Annotated in this window: 16 protein-coding genes and 1 pseudogene; 15 read left to right on the top strand and 2 right to left on the bottom strand. The window is 72.5% G+C overall.

Annotated elements, in window-relative coordinates; translation table 11 throughout:
* Positions 1-180 precede the first annotated feature (180 nt).
* A complete protein-coding gene (locus WMF31_RS31505) occupies positions 181-1,551 on the top strand; it encodes a glycosyltransferase family 4 protein (protein ID WP_436605487.1) in 1,371 nt (456 codons plus the stop codon).
* 38 nt (positions 1,552-1,589) lie between these two features.
* Here the strand turns inward: WMF31_RS31505 and WMF31_RS31500 are convergent.
* A pseudogene (locus WMF31_RS31500) lies at positions 1,590-2,474 on the bottom strand (serine/threonine-protein kinase); the annotation flags it as partial.
* A gap of 700 nt (positions 2,475-3,174) precedes the next feature.
* On the opposite strand from WMF31_RS31500, the gene WMF31_RS31495 reads away from it, so the two are divergent.
* From WMF31_RS31495 to WMF31_RS31460, 8 genes are all read left to right on the top strand, one after another.
* Positions 3,175-3,297 carry a hypothetical protein gene (locus WMF31_RS31495; protein ID WP_436605486.1) on the top strand — a complete coding sequence of 41 codons (123 nt, stop codon included), beginning with the start codon at positions 3,175-3,177 and terminating at the stop codon, positions 3,295-3,297.
* 6 nt (positions 3,298-3,303) lie between these two features.
* Positions 3,304-4,308, top strand: coding sequence for a glycosyltransferase family protein (locus WMF31_RS31490; RefSeq protein WP_436605485.1), 1,005 nt, complete (start codon positions 3,304-3,306; stop codon positions 4,306-4,308).
* A 240-nt stretch (positions 4,309-4,548) separates the two neighbouring features.
* Positions 4,549-6,138, top strand: coding sequence for a glycosyltransferase (locus tag WMF31_RS31485; protein WP_436605484.1), 1,590 nt, complete (start codon positions 4,549-4,551; stop codon positions 6,136-6,138).
* A 106-nt stretch (positions 6,139-6,244) separates the two neighbouring features.
* Positions 6,245-8,878: an MMPL family transporter gene (locus tag WMF31_RS31480; RefSeq protein ID WP_436605483.1), complete on the top strand. Its 2,634-nt coding sequence runs from the start codon at positions 6,245-6,247 to the stop codon at positions 8,876-8,878.
* A gap of 19 nt (positions 8,879-8,897) precedes the next feature.
* Positions 8,898-10,100, top strand: a complete 1,203-nt coding sequence (locus WMF31_RS31475) for a glycosyltransferase (RefSeq protein WP_436605482.1) — start codon at positions 8,898-8,900, stop codon at positions 10,098-10,100.
* 25 nt (positions 10,101-10,125) lie between these two features.
* On the top strand, positions 10,126-11,448 hold the full coding sequence (locus WMF31_RS31470; RefSeq protein ID WP_436605481.1) for a glycosyltransferase: 1,323 nt from the start codon (positions 10,126-10,128) through the stop codon (positions 11,446-11,448).
* A 146-nt stretch (positions 11,449-11,594) separates the two neighbouring features.
* Complete coding sequence (locus tag WMF31_RS31465; protein ID WP_436605480.1) at positions 11,595-13,043, top strand: GuaB1 family IMP dehydrogenase-related protein; 1,449 nt, start codon at positions 11,595-11,597, stop codon at positions 13,041-13,043.
* A gap of 246 nt (positions 13,044-13,289) precedes the next feature.
* Positions 13,290-13,928, top strand: coding sequence for a lysophospholipid acyltransferase family protein (locus WMF31_RS31460; protein WP_436605479.1), 639 nt, complete (start codon positions 13,290-13,292; stop codon positions 13,926-13,928).
* A gap of 115 nt (positions 13,929-14,043) precedes the next feature.
* Here the strand turns inward: WMF31_RS31460 and WMF31_RS31455 are convergent, their stop codons facing one another.
* Positions 14,044-14,508: a hypothetical protein gene (locus WMF31_RS31455; RefSeq protein WP_436605478.1), complete on the bottom strand. Its 465-nt coding sequence runs from the start codon at positions 14,506-14,508 to the stop codon at positions 14,044-14,046.
* Positions 14,509-15,154: 646 nt separating this feature from the next.
* On the opposite strand from WMF31_RS31455, the gene WMF31_RS31450 reads away from it, so the two are divergent.
* From WMF31_RS31450 to WMF31_RS31425, 6 genes are all read left to right on the top strand, one after another.
* The gene (locus WMF31_RS31450; RefSeq protein WP_242515905.1) at positions 15,155-15,589 is read left to right on the top strand and encodes a hypothetical protein; all 435 of its coding nucleotides are present in this window, start codon (positions 15,155-15,157) and stop codon (positions 15,587-15,589) included.
* A 1,005-nt stretch (positions 15,590-16,594) separates the two neighbouring features.
* On the top strand, positions 16,595-16,906 hold the full coding sequence (locus tag WMF31_RS31445; RefSeq protein WP_436605477.1) for a hypothetical protein: 312 nt from the start codon (positions 16,595-16,597) through the stop codon (positions 16,904-16,906).
* 9 nt (positions 16,907-16,915) lie between these two features.
* Positions 16,916-17,383 carry a hypothetical protein gene (locus WMF31_RS31440; protein ID WP_436605476.1) on the top strand — a complete coding sequence of 156 codons (468 nt, stop codon included), beginning with the start codon at positions 16,916-16,918 and terminating at the stop codon, positions 17,381-17,383.
* A 338-nt stretch (positions 17,384-17,721) separates the two neighbouring features.
* Positions 17,722-21,228 carry a helicase-related protein gene (locus WMF31_RS31435; protein ID WP_436605475.1) on the top strand — a complete coding sequence of 1,169 codons (3,507 nt, stop codon included), beginning with the start codon at positions 17,722-17,724 and terminating at the stop codon, positions 21,226-21,228.
* Positions 21,225-22,604, top strand: coding sequence for an AAA family ATPase (locus WMF31_RS31430; RefSeq protein WP_436605474.1), 1,380 nt, complete (start codon positions 21,225-21,227; stop codon positions 22,602-22,604). Before WMF31_RS31435 ends, WMF31_RS31430 begins: the two co-directional genes overlap by 4 nt.
* A 27-nt stretch (positions 22,605-22,631) precedes the next feature.
* Positions 22,632-23,255 (top strand): retron system putative HNH endonuclease, encoded by a 624-nt coding sequence (locus WMF31_RS31425; RefSeq protein ID WP_436605473.1) that lies wholly within the window; start codon positions 22,632-22,634, stop codon positions 23,253-23,255.

Raw genomic sequence — 23,255 nt, 5'->3', positions numbered from 1 at the left:
GATCCCGACATTCCTGCTGAGCCGGTCTCTCGCGTCCTTCTTTCGCCGCGTTTCCAGCTTCTCCGACGTGGCATGTTCTCTGCTCGGGGTGGCCTGACCGCGCGGCGAGGCCGCGCACCCCATCCCGCATCCCGGAGCGGGCCTGTCGAGCCAGGCGGGCGAGCCCGGAGGAGCAGAGGTATGCGCATCCTGCTTATCACCAAGATCTTCCCGAACGAGATGAACCCGGGCCAGGCGCCGTACAACCGGCGTCAGTTCGCCGCGCTCTCTCGCTATTGCGACCTCGATGTCTTCGCCACGATCCCCTGGTTCCCCGGGGCGTCGAGGTTCTCCCGGTGGGCCATCTCGACCAGGGCGCCCCGCGAGGAGGTGATCGACGGGATGCCGGTGCGCCACCCGAGGTTCCTTTACCTGCCCAGGGTCGCCCCGTACCTCAACGGCCCGCTCTACGCGGCCTCGATGCTCGTCGAGCTTACCCGCCGCCACCCGGCGCCGGACGTCATCGTCGGATCGTTCGCCTATCCGGACGGCTTCGCCGCGGTCTGCCTCGCGGAGCTGCTCGGCGTCCCCTCGGTCGTCAAGGTGCACGGCTCGGACGTCGACGTGCTCTCCCAGCAGCCGGCGGTGAGGCCGGCGCTCTCGTGGGGGCTCCGGCGCGCGACCCGGGTGGTCGCCGTGAGCCGGCCGCTGGCGGAGGGGGTCCACGCGCTCGGCGTCCCGCGCGACCGCATCGACGTGGTCATGAACGGCGTCGATCGCGGCGTGTTCCGGCCGCGCGACAGGGGCGAGGCCCGCGCCGCCCTGGGCCGCCCGGCCGGGCGCCGGACGCTGCTCTACGTCGGGCACCTCCTGCGCGACAAGGGGGCGCTCGACGCGATCGCCGCGTTCGCGCGGATCGCCCCGGCGCACCCGGATCTCGACCTCGTCCTCGTGGGCGGCGGCGCCGACGAGCCGGCGTGCCGCGCGGCGGCCGCGCCGCTCGGCGGCCGCGTCGTCGTGACCGGCCACCTGCCGCACGCCGACGTCGCGCGCTGGGTCGCGGCGTGCGACGCGCTGGTCCTCCCGAGCCACCACGAGGGCACGCCCAACGTGGTGATCGAGGCGCTCGCCTCCGGCCGCCGCGTGGTGGCGACCCGCGTCGGCGGCATCCCCGACGTGCTGAAGAGCCCCGAGCTCGGCGAGCTCGTGACGCTGGGCGATCTCCCCGCCCTGTCCGCGGCCATGGTGCGGGCGGCCTCCACGCCGTACGATCCCGACCGGATCGCGGCGCTCGCCGGCTGCTCGGGGTGGGACGAGAGCGCGCTCTCCCTGTTCAACGCGATCCTCGTGGCGCGCGGCGAGCGGCCGCTCCCCGCCGCGGCCCCGCTTCAGGCCACGGAGGCGGCCTTCTCCGGCCGCAGGCGCACCGTGGGGCCGGGGTCCGGGGGCGGCGGCTCGCCGCGCGGCATCGCGGCGCGCGCGGCCCAGAAGCTCCTCGCGTCCTCCGGCGTCCACGGCGGGTCCGGCGCGCACGCGTCGAGCGCCGCGAGCAGCTCGCGCGCGCTCTGGTAACGGTCGCCGGGCCGCTTGGCGAGGCACCGCATCACCACCTCCTCCAGCGCCGAGGAGAGCGGGCCGGGCGCGCGGAGCGACGGCGGGATCGGCGGCATCGTCAGGTGAGAGTAGATGAGCTTGCCGAAGCTCCGGCCCTCGAACGGGGCCACCCCCGTGAGCAGGTAATAGAGCGTGACCCCCGCCGAGTAGATGTCGCTGCGGGCGTCGACGTTGCCGGCCGAGATCATCTCCGGGGACATGTAGGTCGGCGTCCCCTTGATCACGCCGACGTCCGTCATGGTGGCGTCCCCCTCGAGGCTCACCTGCTTGGCGATCCCGAAGTCGAGCACCTTGAGCACGTCGTGCTCGTCGCCGACGCGCGTGCTGAACAGGTTGTGCGGCTTGATGTCGCGGTGGATCACGCCCGCGTCGTGCGCCTCCGCCAGCGAGAGGCAGAGCTGCCGCGCGAAGTGCACGACGCGGGCGGGGGGCATCGGGCCGTGATCGCGCACCAGGGTGGCCAGGTCGGCGCCGGCCAGGTGCTCCATCGCGATGTAGAAGATGCCGTCGCTGCTCGCCCCGAAGTCGAAGATCCGGATCGTGTGCGGCGACGTCAGCCGGCTCGTCGCGCGCGCCTCGCGCTCGAAGCTGCGCACGTCGGCCTCCGACTTGCTCTCGCTGCGCAGCAGCTTCAGCGCGACGTCGCGGCGGAGCGACTCGTCCCAGGCGAGCCACACCTCGTTCTGCCCGCCCCGGCCGACCGGCGCCACCAGCCGGTACCGGCCGAGCTTGCGCGCCTCGTAGACCTGCTGGCGCGCCGACCACAGCCCGTGGCTCGCCGCCGACACCAGGATCGCGGTGGCGAGCACGAAGATGTAGTTGCAGGCGAACACCACGAGCGACCGCGGCGACGTCCACTGCGCCGCGAGCGCCGGATCCATCGTCGCCCCCGCGCCCATGATGATCGGGAAGCTGAGCGCCACCGGCAGCGTCATCCGGAGCGAGCGCGTGAAGTGCGTGGGCAGGATCGTCGCGTCGACCAGCATGACGATCGAGAGCCCGTGCATGTAATTCCAGGTGAGATCCCCGAACTCCAGGGCCATCACCGAGATCAGCCCCCCGGTGCACCAGACCGCGAAGACGTGCGCCGCGTCGAGGAGCTCGGCCGACGTCCGCTCGCGCCGCGCGAGGACGTAGAGCGAGAGCAGGATGAGCTCGCCGAGCAGCCGGTAGAGCAGCAGGCGGGTGATCGAGGCGCCGGGAAAGACCGCCAGCACCACGAACACGTCGAGCGCCGCGAACGTGGGCCACGTCACGAGCGCCGTGGGGAGGCCCCGCGCCATCGCGCGGCGCTCCTCCGCCAGGGCGACGCCGTGCTGTCCCTGGGTTCCCGACAAGTGGAAGCTGCTCGAGGCGATCATGCTCCGGCGTGACCCAGGCTACGCGCGCATTGGAGCGCTGCGCCGGCGGGGAGTCAAAGCGCACGTCGCCGCCGTCGCGCCTTGGAGGCGACGGTGTGCGCGCCCCGGCGAGGCGCGCGTTGCCGCGCCGGGACGCGCGGCTGCTAGAGTGCGCGCGGTGCCGGAGCGACGCCCGCGGGCCGGGCGCGCGCGCCGGGGGATGAGGCAAGGAGTCGCGCGCGTGATCATCGATGGCAAGGAGGGCGTCCTCGCGGGAGGGGCGCCCGCGAGGAGGGCGAACGGCAGGGTGGGGGGCCGCCCGCGCGGCGCCCGCGGGGCCTCGGGCGCGCACATCGAGCTCTGACGGCGCGTGGCGAGGATCGGCTACTACGTCCACGGGCGCGGGCGCGGGCACGCGAGCCGCGCGCTCGCGATCACGGGCGCGCTGCGCGAGCGCGGCCACGAGCTCCGGATCTACGGCGGCGGCCAGGCCGCGGAGCTGCTCGGCGCGCTGCCGGAGCACCGCCCCGTGCGGCCCATCCACCGCGGCCTCGCCGGCGTGATCGAGCTCCCGCGCCGCGTGGCGAAGGAGCTCGTCGAGCAGGCGGGCTTCCGGCCCGACGCGATCGTGAGCGACGGCGACCTGCCCTCGCTGCTCGCCGCGCGGGCGCTCGGCGTCCCCGCGGTCGCGATCGGCCACGACCTCGTCTTCGCGCGCTGCCGCCTGCCCGAGGGGCTGCCGCGGCTGCGGGTGCTCGCGTGCCGGCGCACGACCTGGGCCTCCGCCCGGGCGCGCCACGCGGTCGCGGTCCACTTCCTCCCCGCCGAGCCGGAGGCGCCGGGCACGGTCATCGCGCGGCCGGAGCGCCGGGTGCCGGCCGCGGGCGCCGCGCGCGACGTCGAGCCCGGGGCCGTCGTCTGCTACTTCAGCGAGTACGACGCGCGCGGCCCGCTCGAGCTCGTCGCGCGCGCGGGCCGGCGCGTCATCGCGTTCGGCGCCGCCGGCGTCGACGTGCCCGGCGTGGCGGCGCGGCCGTTCGATCCGGACGCGTTCCTCGCCCACCTCGAGGCGGCGTCGGCGGTCGTGACCACCGCCGGCAGCAACGTCCTCGCGGAGTGCGTGCTCGCGGGCAAGCCGGTCCTCACGCTCCACGACGAGCGCCACCACGAGCAGACGCTCAACGCGCTCCTGGCCGAGCGCGCCGGCGTCGCGGTGGCGAGCCCGCTCTCGTCGCTCTCGTGGGGCGTCGTGGCGCGCTTCTTCGATCGCGCCCGCGCCGCCGACTTCGCGCGCATCGATCTGGAGCGCGCGCTGCCCAGCGCGCCGTCGGCCGCGCGTGCCCTGCTCGACGAGGTGTGCGCCGGCAGGAGCTAGGTGCAACACCACGTTCGCACCGCCGGGCGTGGCGTCATGCGAGACAACCGGCATGAGGTTTGCTAATCACCCGGCCGATCGGCCGACGAGGAATGGCTGCTGTGGCGAGCAGCAGGCCGCGCCCGCAGGCGCGGAAGCGACACGATGGCCCGAGGCGCGACATGCGCGTCACACCGCCTGTCACGCTGCGCGCATCGGTCATCGATCACGGTTCGCGCCGCCTCTCCAGGAGCAACGAAGATGACCATGGATGCAATTCAGCCGCTCGGTGACCTCCGCAGCGATCGCGCGCAGCATGAGGCGATCGTGTCGGTGCGCCACACTCCATCCCCCGGACCGGCGCGGGGAGGGCACTCCTTCGTCAAGGCGCAGGCGGCGATTCCGGAGAATCCCTTCGCTTCCCTCTCCGGGGCCAACGGGCGGCCGCTCAAGGTCGCCATCCTCAGCGACTTCACGCGCATTCCTTACGCGAACGGCGCGGTCTTCCAGACGCGGGCCCTGTATCGCGCGCTCAACACCTGTGGTCATCAGGCAACACTGATCGGGCCCCGGGATCCGGAGGCGTCCGCCGACGAGATGCCGCCCGGCACCGTCGCCCTGCCGAGCCTGCCGCTGCGCACGTACCCGGGGGTCCACCTGCCGATCCCCCTGGAGTCCTCGGTCTTCGATCCGATGCGGTGGGATTTCGACATCTGCTTCGCGCAGACCACGACGCTGCTCGTCGAGTTCGGCATCTGGCTGCGCAAGATGCGGGGCATCCCGCTGCTCTGCGTGAACACGACGCACCTCGCGGCCGCGTACGACGTGCTCCTGCCGGAGCGCGTCTCCCGGATCGGCGCGGTCCACACGGTGCTCCACAAGACGCTGCGCGCGCCGATGGAGCGCCTCTTCGTGGATCTGTACAACCAGGGCGACGGGCTCGTCGTGCTGAGCGAGGGCCTGCGCGACTACTGGCGCGAGCGGGGCGTGACGGTGCCCATCCACGTCATCCCGCGGATGGTCCCGGAGGACGTCTTCGATCGGCCGCTCGGCCCCGACCCGTACGCGCCGCTGCTCGAGGAGCGCGGGCTCGACGTGCGCGGCCCGCGCCTCGTGTGCGCCGGGCGCCACACGCGCGAGAAGTCGCAGCACCGGCTCATCCGCATCTTCGCCGAGCACATCGCGCCGCACCACCCGCAGGCCACGCTCACGCTCGTCGGCGACGGGCCGGACAGCGCGGCGTACGCGGCGCTCGCGCGCGAGCTCGGGGTCGCGCGGCGGGTCATCATGACGGGCGAGGTGCCGTACAACCGCATCGCGGACTACTACCGGCACGCGAACGTCTTCCTGCACGCGTCGCTGAGCGAGACGTTCGGCAACGTGCTCAGCGAGGCGCTCTGGTGCGGCTCCCCGACGGTCGCGTTCGCCGACGGCATGGGCGTGAGCTCGCAGATCCAGAGCGGCTACAACGGCCTCCTGCTCGATCCCGGCCGCGGCGCGCTCGCGGAGGACCGGGCGAACGCCGCGTTCGGCCAGGCCGCGCTCGCGCTCGCGCGGGACCCCGCGGCCGCGGCCCGGCTCGGCGGCGCGGCGGCGCAGCGCGCGCGCGAGCGCTCCTCGCCGATCGTGGTGCAGCGGATGCTCGCGAACGCCTTCGTGCACGCGCGCGAGCACGCCGCGCAGTCCGGCCTCCGCCCCCTCGTCGACGGGCCGAAGGCGCTGCAGTGGCTGGAGACTTTCCGGCACTTCCGCTCCTGGGTGGGCTTCACCAGCGGCCTCTTCGCCTTCGGTCACCTGCGCCCTGCCGCGGCGCCGCGGCCGCGGGGGATCCAGCCTTCCTTCTGCGCATAGATTCTGCGCAAAAAGCCCAATCAGCCCGTCGTATCGCGCCTCGCGCGCGTGGTAAGACCCGCCCGGCGCCGAGCCGCGTGAGGCGCCGGCTCGAGGTGTTCTTCGCATGTTCCTCCGGATGATCGGGGCGCTCGTCGACTTCAGCGGGCGCCGTCCCTGGCACATCCTCATCGCGGCGCTCGTCGCCATGGCCGGGCTGTGGGGCTACGCCTCGCGGCTCGAGCTGCGCACGGAGCTCCGGGAGCTCCTGCCGAGCGACAGCCCGGCGTTCATGGCCTACGAGCGCCAGGCGAAGCGGATGGACGGCGGCGCCCAGCTCATCGTGATCGCCGAGTCGCCGGATCGCGCCGCGAACGAGCGGTTCATCGACGCGCTCGCGGCCGAGCTCGAGGCGCCGCTCCGGGAGCGCGCGGCCTGCCTCGAGGCGTGCCGCGACGAGGCGTGCAGGGCGGCGTGCGGGCCGCCGTCGCTCATCCGCACCATCGAGTCGGGCACCAAGGAGGTGCGCCGCTTCTTCGACGCGAACAAGTGGCTCTACGCGAGCGTCCGCGAGCTCGAGGAGGCCGACGAGGCGATCGAGCTCGAGCTCGCGCTGCGGGGCGGCCTCATCGACGACCTCGACGCGGGCGAGCCCCGCGGCGATGCGGCGGCCGGGGCGCCGGCAGGGGGGGCGAAGGAGGAGAAGGGGGGCCTCTCGCTCGACGCGACGTGGGACGAGGTGCAGCGGCGCCTGAAGAAGATCGACGAGTTCCCGAGCGGCTACTTCGCCACGAAGGACGGGCGCATGGTCGCGCTCCGCATCGTCTCGCGCAGCGCCGGGATGGGCGATCGCAACGCGGCCAGGCTCCTCGACGACGTGACCGCGCTCGCCTCGCGCCTCGGGCCCGCGTCGTTCCACCCGGCCATGCAGGTCGGGTACGCGGGCGACATCCCGAACGCGATCGCCGAGCAGAAGTCGCTCGTCAGCGAGGCGGTGTGGGCGACGGTCGTCGCGCTCGCGCTGATCCTCGGGGGCGTCGTCTTCTACTACCGTTCGCCGTGGTCGCTCATCGTGATCGGCCTGCCCACCGCGTTCGGCGCCAGCGCCGGCTACGCGTTCGCGACGGCGACGTACGGCTACGTCAACACGGTCGGCGCGTTCCTCGGGGCGATCATCGTCGGCAACGGGGTCAACTACCCGATCGTGCTCCTGTCCCGGTACCGCGACTTCCGCGCGCGCGGCATGGCGGCGGAGCAGGCGCGGCGCGAGGCGGTCCTCAACGCGTTCCGGGCGGAGCTCGTCGGGGCGAGCGTGGCGGCGATCGCCTACGGCTCGCTCACGATCACGCATTTCCGCGGGTTCAGCCAGTTCGGCACGATCGGCTTCGTCGGGATGCTCGCGGTGTGGGCCTCCATCGTGCCGCTCGTGCCCGCGACGCTCGTCGCGATCGAGCGCGTCCAGGCGAGGCTCCCGCGCTGGCTGCGCGACCCGCCGCCGCGCGTCTCGGACGAGGGCGCCGCGGGGCCCGCGGCGCGGCTGCTCGCGCGCGTGACGGCGCGGCGGTCGCTCGTGTTCCTCGCGATCGCGCCGGTCGTCCTGGCCCTCGCGGCGTGGAAGCTCCCCGCGTACGTGCAGGATCCGTGGGAGTACAACTTCGCGCGCCTCGGCTCGAAGAGCTCGCAGCAGAAGGGCCCGGGGATCTGGTCGCGCAAGGCGTCGGAGGTCTTCGGCGGCAAGATGAACGTCGCGGGCGCGATGATGCTCGCGGACACCCCGGAGCAGGTGCCGGCCATCAAGGCGCAGATCCTGGCGAACGACGCGAAGGACCCCGAGGGCCGGCTCGTGGCCGAGATCGCGACGATCGCCGACGTCCTCCCCGGCACGCCCGAGGAGCAGCGCAAGAAGATCGAGATCCTGGAGCGCATCCGGGAGCGGATCACCCCGCGCGTGCTGAGGTCGCTCTCCCCGGAGGAGCGCGCGCGCGTCGAGCAGATGACGCCGCCGGAGGACCTGCGCGTCATTACGCCGAAGGACCTGCCGGACCTCATCCGCCGCAGGTTCGAGGAGAACAACGGCGTCATCGGGACGGTGTTCTACGTGAAGTACAAGAACGACGTCTCGTTCTCCAACGGCAAGAACCTCCTCAGGATGGCGGACACCACCGGCAACGTGGTCCTGCCCGACGGGACGCGCGTCGTCACGGCGAGCAGGCCGACGGTGTTCGCCGAGATGATCCGCTCCATGGAGCGCGACGGCCCGCTGGCGACGGCGGCGTCGTTCCTGGCCGTCACGGTCGTCGTGGTGCTCGCGACCGGCAGCCTCCTGGGCTCGCTCTCGGTCCTGTCGGCCCTGGTGCTCGGCGTGCTCGCGACGGCCGTCGCGATGGCCATGCTCGACGTCAAGATCAACTTCCTGAACTTCATCGCGCTCCCGATCACGTTCGGCATCGGCTGCGAGTACCCGTTCAACGTCTTCGATCGCGCGCGGCTGCTCGCCGGGGACGTGACGCTCGCGGTCAAGCGCTCGGCCGGCCCGGTGGCGCTCTGCAGCTACACGACCGTGCTCGGCTACGGCTCGCTCGTCTTCGCGGACAACCAGGCGCTGAACTCGTTCGGCTGGGTCGCGGCGAGCGGCGAGATCGCGTGCGTCGCGACGGCGCTGCTGTTCCTGCCGGCGCTGCTCCACGTCCTGAACCGCGCGGGGCGGATGCGCGGCGCGTGGAAGGGCGGCCTCCTGCTCCGGGGGGGCAGCCACTCATGAAGGGAAGGGGTCACAACGGATGAAGATCCTCGACGTCGCGGAGTTCTTCTCGTCGCGCGGCGGCGGCGTGCGGTCGTACCTGGAGGAGCTCGTGCGCCAGGGCGGCCGGCGCGGCCACGAGGTGGTCGTCGTGGCGCCCGGGCCGCGCGACGAGGTCGTGCCGCTGGAGCAGGGCCGCATCGTGCGCGTCGCCGGGCCGCCGATGCCGTACGACCCGACCTACCACGCCCTGCTACGCCTCGGCGCGGTGCGCGCGATCGTCCGCCGCGAGGCGCCCGACGTGCTGCAGGCGAGCGCGCCGTACGCGGCCGCGCTCGTCGTGGCGGCCGAGCGCCGGGTCCCGCTCCGCACCTTCGTGTACCACTCCGACCAGATCAGCACGTACGCCGCGCCGCTGCTCGACCGGCTCCGCCCGCGCGCGGTCGCCCGCGCCCTGGAGGGCGCGCTGTTCGCCTGGCCGCGGGCCCTGTCGCGGCGGTTCGACGCGACGATCGCCCCGGGGGCGTTCATCGCCGAGCAGCTCGCGAGCCACGGCTGCGAGCGCGTCCACCGCGTCACCTTCGGCCTGCGGCGCGACGCCTTCCACCCGTCCCGCGCCGACGCGGGGCTCCGGCGGACCCTGCTCGGCCGGCTCGCGGACGACCCGTCGGCCGCGCTGCTCCTCGTCGCGTGCCGGCTCGCCGTCGAGAAGCGGGTCGCGCTCGTGATCGACGCGGCGCGGGAGCTCGCGTCGCGGCGCCCGGTCGCGCTCGCGGTGCTCGGCGACGGGCCCGAGCGGGCGCGGCTCGAGCGCCGCGCGGCCGACCTGCCCCAGGTGACCTTCATCGGCTTCACGAAGGACCGCGCCGAGTACGCCGCGATGCTCGCCAGCGCCGACGTGTTCGTCCACGGGGGCGCCGCGGAGACGTTCGGCTTCGTGCTCGGCGAGGCGCTCTGCTCCGGCCTGCCGCTCGTCGTCCCCGCGGCCGGCGCGGCCGTGGACTTCGTCCACCCCGGCGCCGCCGAGGCGTACCCGCCGCGCGCCTCGGCCGCGGAGGTCGCGGCCGCGATCGAGCGGGTCCTCGCGCGCCCCCGGGGCGAGCGCGCCGCCGCGGCCCGCGCCGCGGGGGAGCGGTTCCCCTCGAGCGACGAGCACTTCGACGCGCTCTTCGCGCTCTACGCGGACCTGCTCGGCCGCGGCCGCGCGGCCGAAGGCGGCGAGGGCCCGCCCCGCGATGCCTGACCCCCGCGATGCCTGAGCCGACGCCATGGAGGCCGCGCCCGTGCGCCCGTTCCTGCTGATCTCGCCCGCGTTCGCGCCCCAGACGAGCGTGGGCGCCTTCCGCTGGGTGAAGCTCGCGCGGCATCTGCCGCGCCACGGCTTCCGCCCCGTCGTCCTGTCGGGGACCTTCCCCGGCGACCCGCGCGACGACGGGCTCCTCGCCGCGCTGCCGCCCGAGGTCGAGGTCGTCGACGGCTACCTCGATCCGGCGGTCCTCGCCGCGGGGGCCGCGCTCTCGGCCGTGCGCGCGCGGCTCCCGCGCCCTCCGGGGCGCGCGGGGCCGCTCGTCGGGTTGCGCCCGTTCCAGGCGCTCACCGATCGCTGGATCGCCCACGCCCCGCACGGGGCGCGGGCCGCGGTCGCGCTCGCCCGCCGCGCCGGCGCGCGGGCCGTGGTGGTGAGCGCCGGCCCGTACTCGGCGTGCCCGGTCGGCCTCCACGTCAAGCGCGCGCTCGGCGTCCCGCTCGTCCTCGACCTGCGCGACCCGTACTCGCTCCACGAGACGGGCAGCGGCCCGCCCTCGGGTCTGGCCGAGCGGGCGCGGCGCGCCCTGGTGCCGCGCATCGAGCGCCGCTGGCTCGACGGCGCCGACCACGTGATCCTCAACACGCGGGGCGCGCTCGAGGCGTACCGCGCGCGGTTCCCCGGGCTCTCGGCGAAGTCCTCGTTCGTGCGCAACCACTTCGATCGCTCGCTGTACGCGCCCGCGCCCGCGCCCGAGCCGCCCCGGAGCTTCGTCATCCTCCACCTCGGCACGCTGCGGGAGGAGGCCTCGGCCGATCTGGTCGGGGCCGCGCTGCGGCGGCTCATCGACCGCGAGCGGCTCGCGCCGGGCGACGTCGTGCTGCGGCAGATCGGCCGGATGTCGGACTACGACCGCGGCTGCTTCGAGCGGCTGGGGCTCACGCCGTTCGTCGAGGCGCTCCCCTCGATCCCGCAGCGCGAGGTGCTCGGCGCGCTCCGGCGGGCGCACGTGCTGTTCACGATGTTCGGCCCGCACGTCGTGCTGCGCATCTCGGCGAAGACCTACGACTACATCGCGTCGGGGATGCCCATCGTCAGCGTCACCGCGAACCGCGAGGTCGACGAGCTGCTCGCGTACCGGAGCGACAGCGCGCGCGTGGATCCGGGCGACATCGACGGCATCGCCGCCGCGCTCGCGCGCCACCTCGCGCGCTTCCGGGCGACGGGGGCGCTGCCCGCCCCGGCGGCGCCGCCCCCTGAGCTCTCGTCGGAGGCGGCCGCCGCCCGGATCGCCGGGATCCTGGACGGCGTGATCCGTGGCGCGGACGGCGGCGCCGCCGGCTGAGCCGGGGCGCGGCCGCGGCGGCGGCGCGCCGCGAGGCCGGGGCGCCGCCGCCGCCTCGCCGGGCGCGGATCACGACCGGCTTGCTCTAGACTCGCGCGCTGCCGCGCGCGGCCGCGGCGACATTCCCTCTCAGATCGGAGCTGTGCATGCGCTTCCTCCACCCCGAGCGAGACGAGAGCCTGGAGCTCGCGCTCGAAGACGTGTTCCTGACCCCCGGGTACTTCGCCGGCGGCTCCCGCCTCGACACCGACCTCTGCCCGACGGACTTCCCCGGCGGATCGCACCCGATCGTGTCGGCGAACATGAACGCCGTCACCGGCAAGCGGATGGCCGAGACGATGGCGCGCTTCGGCGGGCTCGGCGTGCTCCCGCAGGACATGGATCTCGACACGGTCGAGCGCATCGTGCGCCACATCAAGCGCGCGGACCCGCGCTACGACACGCCGCTGTCGGTCTCGCCGCGGGCGACGCTGCGGGACGTGCTCGGCATCATCCGGAAGCGGTCGCACGACATGGTGGTCGTCGTCGACGACGAGCGCCGCCCCATCGGCATCGTCACGCACGCCGACCTGCGCAACCGGGACCAGTACACGCCGGCGTCCGCGCTCATGTCGTCGCGCCTCATCACCATCGCGGCGGGCACGCCGAACCGGACGGCGTTCCTGCTGATGGAGGACGCGCGCGTGAAGGCGGTGCCCGTGCTCGACGACGAGGGGCGGCTCCACGGCGTCCTGACCCGCGACGACGCCGTGCGCCTGGAGCTGCTCCGGCCGACGCTCGACGCGCGCGGCGAGCTCATGGTCGCGGCCGCGATCGGCATCTCGGCGCAGGCGGCGCAGAGCGCCGGCCGCCTCCTCGAGATCGGCGTCTCGGCGATCGTGCTCGACACCGCGCACGGCCACCAGCGCCGGATGATCGAGGCGGTCCGCGCGGTGCGGGGGGTGACGGGCGACGCCGTCCCGCTCGTGGCCGGCAACGTCTGCACGGCGGAGGGCACGCGGGAGCTCATCGAGGCCGGCGCGGACATCGTGAAGGTGAACGTCGGCCCGGGCGCGATGTGCACGACGCGCATGCAGACCGGCGCCGGCCGGCCGACGTTCTCGTCGGTGCTCGCGTGCGCCCGCGAGGCCGCGCGCCACGGCAAGCGCGTCTGGGCGGACGGCGGCGTGCGGCACCCGCGCGACGTGGCGCTCTACCTGGCGGCCGGCGCGTCGCGCGTCATGGTCGGGACGGCGCTCGCGGGGACGTACGAGAGCCCGGGCGACGTGATGGAGGACCGCGAGGGGCTGCTCTACAAGGAGAACTACGGCATGGCGAGCGCGCGCGCGGTCAGCGAGCGCACCGCCGATCTCGACCCGTTCGAGCGCGCGAAGAAGGCGTTCTTTCGCGAGGGCATCTCGACGTCGCGCATCTACATCCACGAGGGGCGCGAGAGCGTCGGCGCGATCCTGATCGAGATGATCACCGGCGTGCAGTCGGCGTGCACCTACGCCGGCGCGGCGAACCTCGACGAGCTGCACGAGAAGGCGGTCATCGGGGTGCAGACGCTGGCCGGCTACGGCGAGGGCAAGCCGCACGGCCTCGAGCGGCGCTGATCGCCCGCGCGGCCGGGCGGCGCCTGGGGGCGAGGGGGCTCGGGGGGCTCACCTCCGGGGCTTGCGTTCCGGCGAGCCCCTTTCGTGGCTCGCCTGCACTCCGGCCCCTCCGGTGAGCCCCCCGAGCCCCCTCGCCCCCAGGCGCCGCTCTGCGTCGTGCCGCGGCTGCGCGGGCATGACGGAAGCGTGACGTGACATCCCCCCGGGCAGCGACAACCCTCCGGCTCCTTACCGTCGAGGTCCTCCATGTCGAGCGCCCCTGTTCCGCGTCTCTCCGCTGCCCGCCGCGCGATCCGAAGGTTCATCGGCCACACGTGGCTCTCCGTGTTCGGCTGGCGCGTGGAGGGCGTGACGGAGCTGCCGCGGAAGGCGGTGCTGGTCGCGGCGCCCCACACCTCGAACTGGGATTTCCCGTTCACGCTCGCGGTGAGCTACGTGCTCGATCTCGAGTTCTCGTGGCTCGGCAAGCACACCCTGTTCGAGCCGCCGTTCGGCTTCTTCTTCCGGTGGCTCGGCGGCATCCCCGTCGATCGGCGCGACCGGAACAACCTGGTCGCGGCCGTGGTCGAGGTGCTGAAGCAGCGCGACGAGCTCATTCTCGTCGTCGCGCCCGAGGGCACGCGCTCGCGCACCGGGCGGTGGAAGACGGGCTTTTACTACGTGGCGCTCGGCGCCGGCGTCCCGATCGTGCTCGGCTACCTCGACTTTCCGCGGAAGCGCGGCGGGATCCTCCACGTCTTCCAGCCGACGGGCGACATCGAGGCGGACATGGCGGTGATCCGCCGTCACTACGAGTCCATCGGAGGCAAGCACCCGAGCCGGATGAGCGAGATCACGCTCGGGCCCGGCAAGGCGCAGGTGAACGGGGCCGCGCAGCACCCGTGAGGGGCGCGCGTGGCCCGGGCGCGGGCGCCGGGACGCCGCCGGGCGCGCGCGCCGGTGCGTCGCGGGACGCGTGCGCCGGTGCGCCGCGGGGCGCGTGCGTCGTCCGCGGGACGCGTCAGTAGGACGGCGCGCGCAACGACGAGGGGGCCCCTGTCGTGATCCTCGTCGTCAGGGCGCTGGCGAGCGTCCACTCGAACTTCGAGCGGTCCGTGTACACGAGGAAGCGGCCGCCCGTCGCGAGGTTCGCGACCGTGACGCCCATGGCGACGAGGCCGGGCCGCACGAGGATATGGATCTCCTTCAGGTCGCCGGCGTGCCGCAGGTGCCACGCCGTGAGCTTGGCCCTGACCTCGCTGTCATAACCGGTGCCCAGCTCGAAGTCGTTGAAGAGGATGGGCTGCAGGCCCGATGCGATGAGGGTCTCCAGGTGCCTGATCGCCGGCTCGATGAGCTCGGGCGTCGCGTGGCCCTCGAAGCGCCGCGTCACCACGTCGACCGCGGGCGTGCGGACCTCCAGGACTCCCCGCGAGGTCGCCCAGCGGTCGCCGCGCGCTCCGAGTCGCGTGTGTGCCAGATCCATCTCGATTCGGGGACTCTAGTCGATGGACGGCGCTCCGCCACGCGATCCTTCGGCGCGCAATCCTTCGGCACGGCGTCGCGCCCGCGTTCCACGTTGCGCGGGCCCGAACGCGCGTGAGCCCTGGCCGCGGGTGAAGCCTGGCCGCGCGTGAGCCCTGGCCGCGGGTGAAGCCTGGCCGCGCGAGCGTCCCGACCGCGCGTGAGGCCCCCGCGGCGCAGGGCGCACGTCGGGCCGGCCTTCGCGGTCGGTCAGGCAGGCCGCGGGTGCGGATCCCGCTGGCGCGCCGGGCGAGGCGGCCGGAGCGACCGGGCGGCCGAGGCGTCCGGGCGCCGCGCCTCGGCGCCTGCCGCCGGGATGAGCGCGACGCGTGCCGTCGGGTGATGGGGTACCTTGGCTGAAGGTGGGGTCTTTTGAACCGCCAAGACGCCGAGGACGCCAAGAAAAACACAAAGATCTTGGCGTCTTATGGCGCCTTGGCGGTTCCGGTGTCCCCGCAGGGTGGGGCAAGTACCCCACTCCCTGCCGTCGGGAGGACCGAGCGGCTATGATGCCGCGCCCGTCACGGCCGCCGGCCGGTGCCGGCCCGGTGCTGGCCGCCCGCGAGGCGTCCCGGCCCGCAAGAGAGGACGAAGGAGGATCTACCGAGATGAGAGGACATGCATCCAAGGTGCTGCGGCTCGCCGTCGTGGCGTTCGCGTGCGCGATGATGGCCGCCTGCGGGGGCCCGCTGCGCTACACGCCGCAGGGCATCGGGAAGGCGCCTGGCGCCGACGCGGTGGTCATCGCCGACATCAACTTCGATGCGGCCATGACCCGCCTCGACGTCACCGCGAAGAACCTCCCGCCCCCCGAGCGCCTCGACGCGTCCAGCACCGCCTTCGTCGTCTGGGCGCGCCCGGACGGCAGCGCGCCCTGGCAACGGATCGGCGCGCTCAACTACGACGCCGACGGCCGCACCGGCAAGCTCAAGGACGTGAGCGTGCCGCTCACGCGCTTCGAGCTCGTCGTCAGCCTCGAGAAGAACATCAATCCCGAGGAGCCGTCCTCGGAGATCGTCTTCCAGCAGATCGTCGAATACTGACGCGGCGGAGCCTCCGCCGGGGGGAACGGACGGCGGGGCGGAGCAGGGCCCCATGGCGCGGTTCTTGCCTCGTGGATCGTTCGCTGGGGGTGGAGGGAGCTTCGCGAGGTATCGGCGGATGCTTCGCGAGGTATCGGCGGATGCTTCGCGAGGTATCGGCGGATGCTTCGCGAGGTATCGGCGGATGCCTCGCGAGGTATCGGCGGATGCCTCGCGAGGTATCGGCGGATGCCTCGCGAGGTATCGGCGGATGCCTCGCGAGGTATCGGCGGATGCCTCGCGAGGTATCGGCGGATGCCTCGCGGGGTATCGGCGGATGCTTCGCCAGGCATCGGCGGATGCTTCGCGAGGTGTCGGCGGATGCCTCGCGGGGCATCGGCGGATGGCTCGCGGGGTGTCGGCGGATGCTTCGCGGGGGCCGGCGGACGCCGCGCGGGGGGCGGCCGACAGGATCTGCGTTCCGCCGATGCAGCGCCGCCGGGGATGCCTCAGGAAATGTCGTGGGTTACCGGGCACAGGCGGCGGCCACCCGGGCACCGCGATGAACGACCTCAGAGCGCCGCCGTCGTTGATGGTTCGCAGCTCCACCTCGAACCGCTCCGGGTCACCACCGTCGTCCTGATCGCCGACCCCGTGCCAAGGCCTGGCGAGCGCGCTCTCCTTGATCATCGCTCGTGACGCCTGCCAGAGCTCCAGGAACGTCTTCAGCCATCCTTGCACTCACCGAGGACGGTCAATTCGTCTCAGCCCTCCGCTCCGCAGCGGCGCGCCGAGGCGAGCGGTGGCGATGAGTTCCAGCAGCTTGCGAGCCGCCTGTCGACGCCTGCTCGGTACGCACTATGTTCTCGAGTGCGTACGGCTGTTGTGGGGGCAAATTGTGAAGGGGGGCGACCATGGCGAAGAGGTGCGTTGTCGTGCATCCGTGGTATCTTGCTTTGTCGCCTCGCGGTGCTACCTGCGACCGTACGTGCGGAAATGCCGGGAAATGGGCCGCGGATGGAAGTCATGGTCGCCAAGGAGAGGACGGATGTTGCTTCGAGCTCGAGTGCGACCGCATCTCTCGAGCGAGCCCGCGACGCTTGGAAGGTAACGAGGTGCGCAGCGGCCATCACCGTAGTGATCGCCAGTGTGGCGGTTCCTGCGGCGAAGGTCGTGAAGCTCCGTAAGTTCGTGATCGCCGTGGGTGGGGTGCGCGAGGCAGCTAGATTGCTGGTCGGTGCTACCACCGTCGCAGAGAAGGTGCGCGTAATCGGTGGCGCGATCGGTGCCGGAGCAGCGGAGATTCTGAGCATCGACGCCATCATCACCAACTGTTAAGAGGCGACGTTGCGCATCGTCATCGTCTACGCTGCCATGCTGCTGCTGGGGGTCGCAGCCGTTGCGGTTTCGGTATCTCACTACGTTGTCGTGGCGTGGCGCAACCGGGAGGCTGACGCGCGCGCTCTCGCCGGGGCTCTCGAGGCTCGTCGAGATGGTGGCGTCGCGCCGCTGCCCGACAGGTCCCGGGGCCTGGATCTCGGGCTGCTGCTCAGCGCATTCGGGTTTGCGTTCGCCTGTGACGCCCTGGCGTCCGCGGTGGGTGGGGCGTTCACCCTGCGCGGTGCCGGAGGTCGGGCCGTCGCGGCCGCGTTCGTGGCGGTGGGAGCACACTACGTGCTCGCCCGGGTCGGGCGTGTGCAGCGGCGTCCGGCCTGGTCGCGCTCACCCTGGCTATGCTGGCTCGTCGCCGTGGCCCTGGGCTTGCTGGGCGGCGCCGCCGCGGTGACATCGCCTCCCATGATCGCAGCAGAGTAGACTCGGTCGAGCGTGGCCGTCCGGTCGCGTCGAGCCGGTGGTGTCGACGATGACGGCGGTCCTCGAAGAGCCGCCGCCACCCGCACCTTCGCGAACGCGTCGTCCACGTGCTCCGCGTTGCCCAGCGGAAGGCCGCGCTGTGGCCGTGGATACGTCTACCCAGGGGAGCGCTGCGCGGCGGGGGCGGCTCGCGCTGCCCCGAGGGCGAGGATCCTCTGGCGGGGCGCGGCTCGCGCCGTCCAGCACCGCGCCTCGGTGTCGGCCCTTGTTGGGCGAGCCTGGCCCGGCTACGGTGCGTCGCCTCGCGGCATGCTCGCTTCGATCGGAAGGGGAACACGTTGAAGCTCGAGGACGTGACGAACGGCGCGAGCCTGGAAGGCGTGGAGCCGTCGAGCGTCGTCACCGTGGTCGCGGCGATCCCCATCCCGCCGGACTCGCTTCAGCTCATCTACCGGCTGCCGGACGGCGCGCTGCGCGAACGGCTGCTGTCGCGCGCCGACGAGGCCGCGCTCGCGCTCGCGACCGCCGCGCGCCCGTGGTCGTTCGACGGCGACGGCGCCGCCTTCCAGCTCGCCGCGGAGGCGAAGCGCATCGACCTCGCCTTCCTCTTCGACCCGATGATGGCGGTCCACACCTCGAACGTGGAGCCGCTGCCCCACCAGATCACCGCGGTCTACGAGGCGATGCTCCCTCGCCAGCCCCTGCGCTTCGTGCTCGCGGACGACCCCGGCGCTGGCAAGACGATCATGGCGGGGCTCTACATCCGCGAGCTCGTGATGCGGGCGGACGCGCGCCGCGTCCTCGTCGTCGCCCCCGGCGGCCTCGTCGAGCAGTGGCGCGACGAGCTCTTCGAGAAGTTCGGCCTCGAGTTCCGCGTGTTCTCGAAGGAGCTCGAGCTCGCCTCGCCGAGCGGAAATCCCTTCGAGGAGATCGACTACCTCATCGTCCGGCTCGACCAGATGGCGCGCGCCGACGAGCTGCACGACAAGCTCTGCGCCACGCCCTGGGACCTCGTCGTGTTCGACGAGGCGCACAAGCTGTCGGCCCACTTCTTCGGCCAGAAGCTGGAGCGGACGAAGCGCTACGCGCTCGCCGAGAAGCTCGGCGCACACACGCGGCACCTCTTGCTCATGACGGCGACGCCGCACAACGGCAAGGAGGCGGATTTTCAGCTCTTCCTCTCCCTCCTCGACGCGGATCGCTTCTACGGGAGGTTCCGCGACGGCGTGCACGAGGTCGACACGTCGGACCTCATGCGCCGCATGGTCAAGGAGGAGCTCGTCAAGTTCGACGGGACGCCGCTCTTCCCCGAGCGCCGCGCGTACACCGTCAACTACGAGCTCTCGGAGCTCGAGGCCGCGCTCTACGAGCGCGTAACGACGTACGTGAAGGAGCAGATGGGGAAGGCGGACGAGCTGGACGGCCAGCGCCGCGGCTCCGTCGGCTTCGCGCTGACCGCCTTGCAGCGACGGCTCGCATCGAGCCCGGAGGCCATCTACCAGTCGCTCAAGCGGCGCCACGCCCGCCTCGAGCAACGCCTTCGCGACGAGAGGCGCGCGTCGTGTGATCGCGGCGCCGTGGGGGAGCTCTTCGCGGCCGTCCCGGAGGACGAGGACGAGCTCGCCGCCGACGAGCAGGAGCGGATCGAGGAGGCGCTCGTCGACCAGGCCACGGCGGCTCGCACGGTCGGCGAGCTCGAGGGCGAGGTCCTCGTCCTCCAGGCGCTCGTGCAGCGGGCGTTCGATGTCATCGACACCGGCCGGGACCGCAAGTGGGAGGAGCTGTCGCGCATCCTTCAGGACGACCCGCTGGTGCGCGACGCGCATGGCCGCGTGCGCAAGCTCATCGTCTTCACGGAGCACCGGGACACCCTCAATTACCTGCACCGGAAGATCGCCGGGGTGATCGGCGACCGCGAGCACGAGGCGGTCGTAACCCTCCACGGCGGCACGCCGCGCGACGAGCGCAAGCGGATCCAGGCCGCGTTCTGGAGCGACCCCGACGTGCGTGTCCTCATCGCGACGGACGCAGCGGGAGAGGGGGTGAACCTCCAGTGCGCCAACCTGATGGTGAACTACGACCTGCCCTGGAACCCGAACCGCCTCGAGCAGCGCTTCGGTCGCATCCACCGCATCGGCCAGCAGGAGGTCTGTCACCTCTGGAACCTGGTCGCCAAGCGGACGCGGGAGGGCGCCGTGTATCACCGTCTCCTCCAGAAGCTGGCGGTCGAGAACGAGGCGCTGAAGGGGCGCGTGTTCGACATCCTCGGAGAGGTCTTCGAGGAGACGAGCCTGAAGGAGCTCCTCCTCGAAGCCATTCGCTACGGCGACCAGCCCGAGGTCCGGGCCAAGCTCTACCAGAAGGTCGAGCGGGCGCTCGACAGCGACCATCTGAAGAAGATCCTCGATCGCAACGCGCTCGCCGAGGAGTCGATGAACCCCGAGCGGCTCTTCGCCGTGAAGGAGGAGATGGAGAAGGCCGAGGCCCGCCGCCTCCAGCCGTTCTTCGTGCGGTCGTTCTTCATGAAGGCGTTCGAGAGCCTCGGCGGGTCCATTCATCCCCGCGAGCTCGGGCGCTACGAGATCACCTACGTCCCGACGTCGATCCGCGAGCGGGATCGCCGGATCACGGGCCGCAATCGCCGTGACACGACGCCGGTCGTGCGGCGCTACGAGCGCGTCTGCTTCACCAAGGACGCGGTGCAACCGAGCAAGCCGGGCGTCGCCCGCGCGGCCATGATCCATCCGGGGCACCCGCTCATGCTCGCGCTGACGGACCTCGTGCTCGAGCAGCACGAGAACCTCCTGCGCAAGGGGGCCGTGCTCGTCGACCCGGCGGACGACGGCCTGGAGCCGCACCTGCTCTTCCTGCTCACGCACGAGATCAAGAGCGGCCATGGAGAGGTCATCTCGAAGCGGCTCCAGTTCGTCCGTGTCACGCCGGACGGGGCCGCGGCGTTCGCGGGGTGGGCGCCTCACCTGGATCTCGAGCCGCTCGACGAGCGCGATCGCCCGCGGCTGAAGGCGGTCCTCGACGCGCCGTGGATCCGCGCCGACCTGGAGACCAAGGCGCTGACGCTGGCCATGACGGCGCTCGTGCCCGCGCATCACGAGGAGGTCGCGGCGCGTCGGATCGCGCACGTCGACAAGACCCTCGCGGCCGTGCACGAGCGGCTCAGCAAGGAGATCGCGTTCTGGTCCGACCGCTGGATGAAGCTGCGCGACGATCAGCAGGCGGGCAAGGACGTGCGCCTGAACCTGGAGAACGCGCGGCGGACCATCACGGATCTCGAAGGCCGCCTGGAGGGCCGGCGCCGCGAGCTGCAGGCGATGCGGCACGTCGCGTCGGCCACGCCCGTGGTGCTCGGCGGCGCCCTGGTGGTCCCTCTGGGGCTCTTGCGCTCGCTGCGGGGCGAGGAGGCCCCGGACGTGGGGTTCTCCGCCGATCCGGCCGCGCGGAGCCGCATCGAGCGGCTGGCGATGGCGGCGGTGCGCCGCGCCGAGGAGGCGCGCGGGTGCCGCGTGGTCGACGTCTCGTCGCAGAAGTGCGGATGGGATCTGACGTCGTATCCCCCCGCCGTGGACGGCAAGCTGCCCGAGGCGCGGCACATCGAGGTGAAGGGCCGCGCGCGAGGGGCATCCACCGTGACCGTGACGCGCAACGAGATGCTGTATGCCCTGAACCAGGCCGAGAAGTTCCTGCTCGCGATCGTGCTCGTCGCGGAGGACGACGGCATCGAGGGGCCGTACTACCTGCGCAACCCGTTCGAGCACGAGCCGGGCTGGGGGGTGTCGTCCATCAACTTCGAGCTCGATGCGCTGCTGGGACGCGCCGAGCGCGCATGAGCTCGTCGAGCATGCTCCACCTGGACAGGCTGACCTTGCGCAACTTCCGTTGCTTCGCGGCGTGCGAGGTCGAGCTGCACAGGGAGCTCACGGTGCTCGTCGCCGACAACGGGCGCGGCAAGACGGCGATCCTCGATGCGATCGGCATCGCGCTCGGGTTGTTCGTGGACACCGTGTCGGGGATACGGAAGTACCGGGGCTTCGAGCGCGAGGACGTGCGCCACGTTCCTGCCGCGGATGGCGCGATGAGGGCGGCGCTCCCGACCGAGATCGTGGCGTCCGGCACGGTGGACGGGAAGCGGATCCGGTGGAGCCGGGCGCTCAAGGGCGATGACGCCCGGGCGCGGACCACCACGAAGGACGCCGAGGAGCTCCGCCGGGCGGCGCAGGGGCTTCGCGACCGCATCGACGCCTTCGCGGCGGGGCCCGGGAAGGCCCGGCCGCTCTTGCCACTCGTGGCCTTTTACGGCACCGGCCGGCTGTGGAGCGAGCATCGGCTGACGGAGGGCAAGCGAGCGCCGGATCCCGCGACCCTGGGCCGGCTGTCCGGATACATCGACTGCCTGTCGTCGTCGTCGTCGTTCAAGACGTTCGTGGCCTGGTACGAGGACATGGCGAACGCGGCGCGCAGCCCGGCCTCGGTGGCCTACGGGCCGCACGAGCGACCGGAGAAGCTGCTCGCGGCGGTGCGGAAGGCGACGCGCACGGTGCTCGCTCCCACGGGGTGGCACTCGCTGGACTGGGAGTTCGCGCAGCGGAGGCTCGTCGTCGAGCACGCGGAGCACGGCCGGCTACCGCTGTCGATGCTGAGCGACGGCGTGCGCAACATGGTGGCCCTTGTCGCGGATCTGGCGCACCGGTGTGTCCGGCTGAACCCGCATTTCGGCGAGGAGGCCGCGCGGTCGACGCCGGGGATCCTGCTGATCGACGAGGTGGACATGCACCTCCACCCGCGCTGGCAGCAGCTCGTCGTCGACCTGCTCCGGAAGGTCTTCCCGCGGATGCAGATGGTGTTGACCACGCACAGCCCGCATGTCCTGTCGACGGTCGACGTGGACTCGATCCGCATCATCCGGCTCCGCGACGGCGAGGCCGCGCTCGACGTTCCGACGTTCCAGACGCGCGGCGTGGAGAGCGCCGACGTGCTGGCGGCGATCATGGGCGTCGACCCGGTCCCGCAGGTGGAGGAGGCGCGCTTGCTCAGCCGGTACCGGGCGCTCATCGAAGACGGCATGGCCGAGGCGCCGGACGCTCAGGCGCTCCGCGAGAGGCTCGTGCAGCACTTCACGCCGAACCACCCGGTGATGCTCGACTGCGATCGGCTGCGCCGCTTTCAGGCGTTCAAGCTTCGCCGAGCTCGTCCGGAGGGGGCCTGAGGGATGCGGAAGCTCGACCGGGGTAGGGTGGCATCCCCGCCTTGTCTCGCCGGCTACCGGCACGGCACGCACACGTGGGCCCACGTCGATGCGGCGGACAAGGGGGCGATCCGGGCAGCCCTGGAGCAGATGCAGGGCCGTCGGTGCGCGTACTGCGAAGGGGATCTCGAGGCGCTGGGAAAGCACATCGAGCACTTTCGCCGGAAGCACGCCTTCCCGCATCTCACGTTCGCCTGGGTCAACCTGTACTGGTCGTGCGATCAACGCGATTCGTGCGGCCGGCACAAGGACCATGACGCCGGCCCGCACAATCCGGATGACCTCGTTGACCCATGCGTGGATGATCCGGATCGATTCTTCCGGTTTCGATCGGACGGGACCATCGACGTGCGGCCGGGCCTCTCCGCGAGCGATGTGCGAAGGGCCCGCGAGACGTTGCGCGTGTTCAACCTCGATCCGGCCCACGGTCGCCTGCGCTCGATGCGTCGCCGCGTGCTGGAGGGGTACTGCGCCCGTGAGACCGGGATCCTGGAGTTTCTGGAGGGCCTCACGCCGGAAGACCGGCGCACAATCATCTCCGAAGAGCTGGCGTGCACGAGCGGAGAGCCGTTCTCCACCATCATCCGGCACTTTTTCGAGGACGTCATCTGA

This window comes from Sorangium sp. So ce1036 (assembly GCF_051369805.1).
Classification (GTDB): Bacteria; Myxococcota_A; Polyangia; order Polyangiales; family Polyangiaceae; genus Sorangium; species Sorangium cellulosum_F.
The sequence above is the reverse complement of the archived record's forward strand: the minus strand, read 5'-3'. Positions and strand labels throughout refer to the sequence as shown.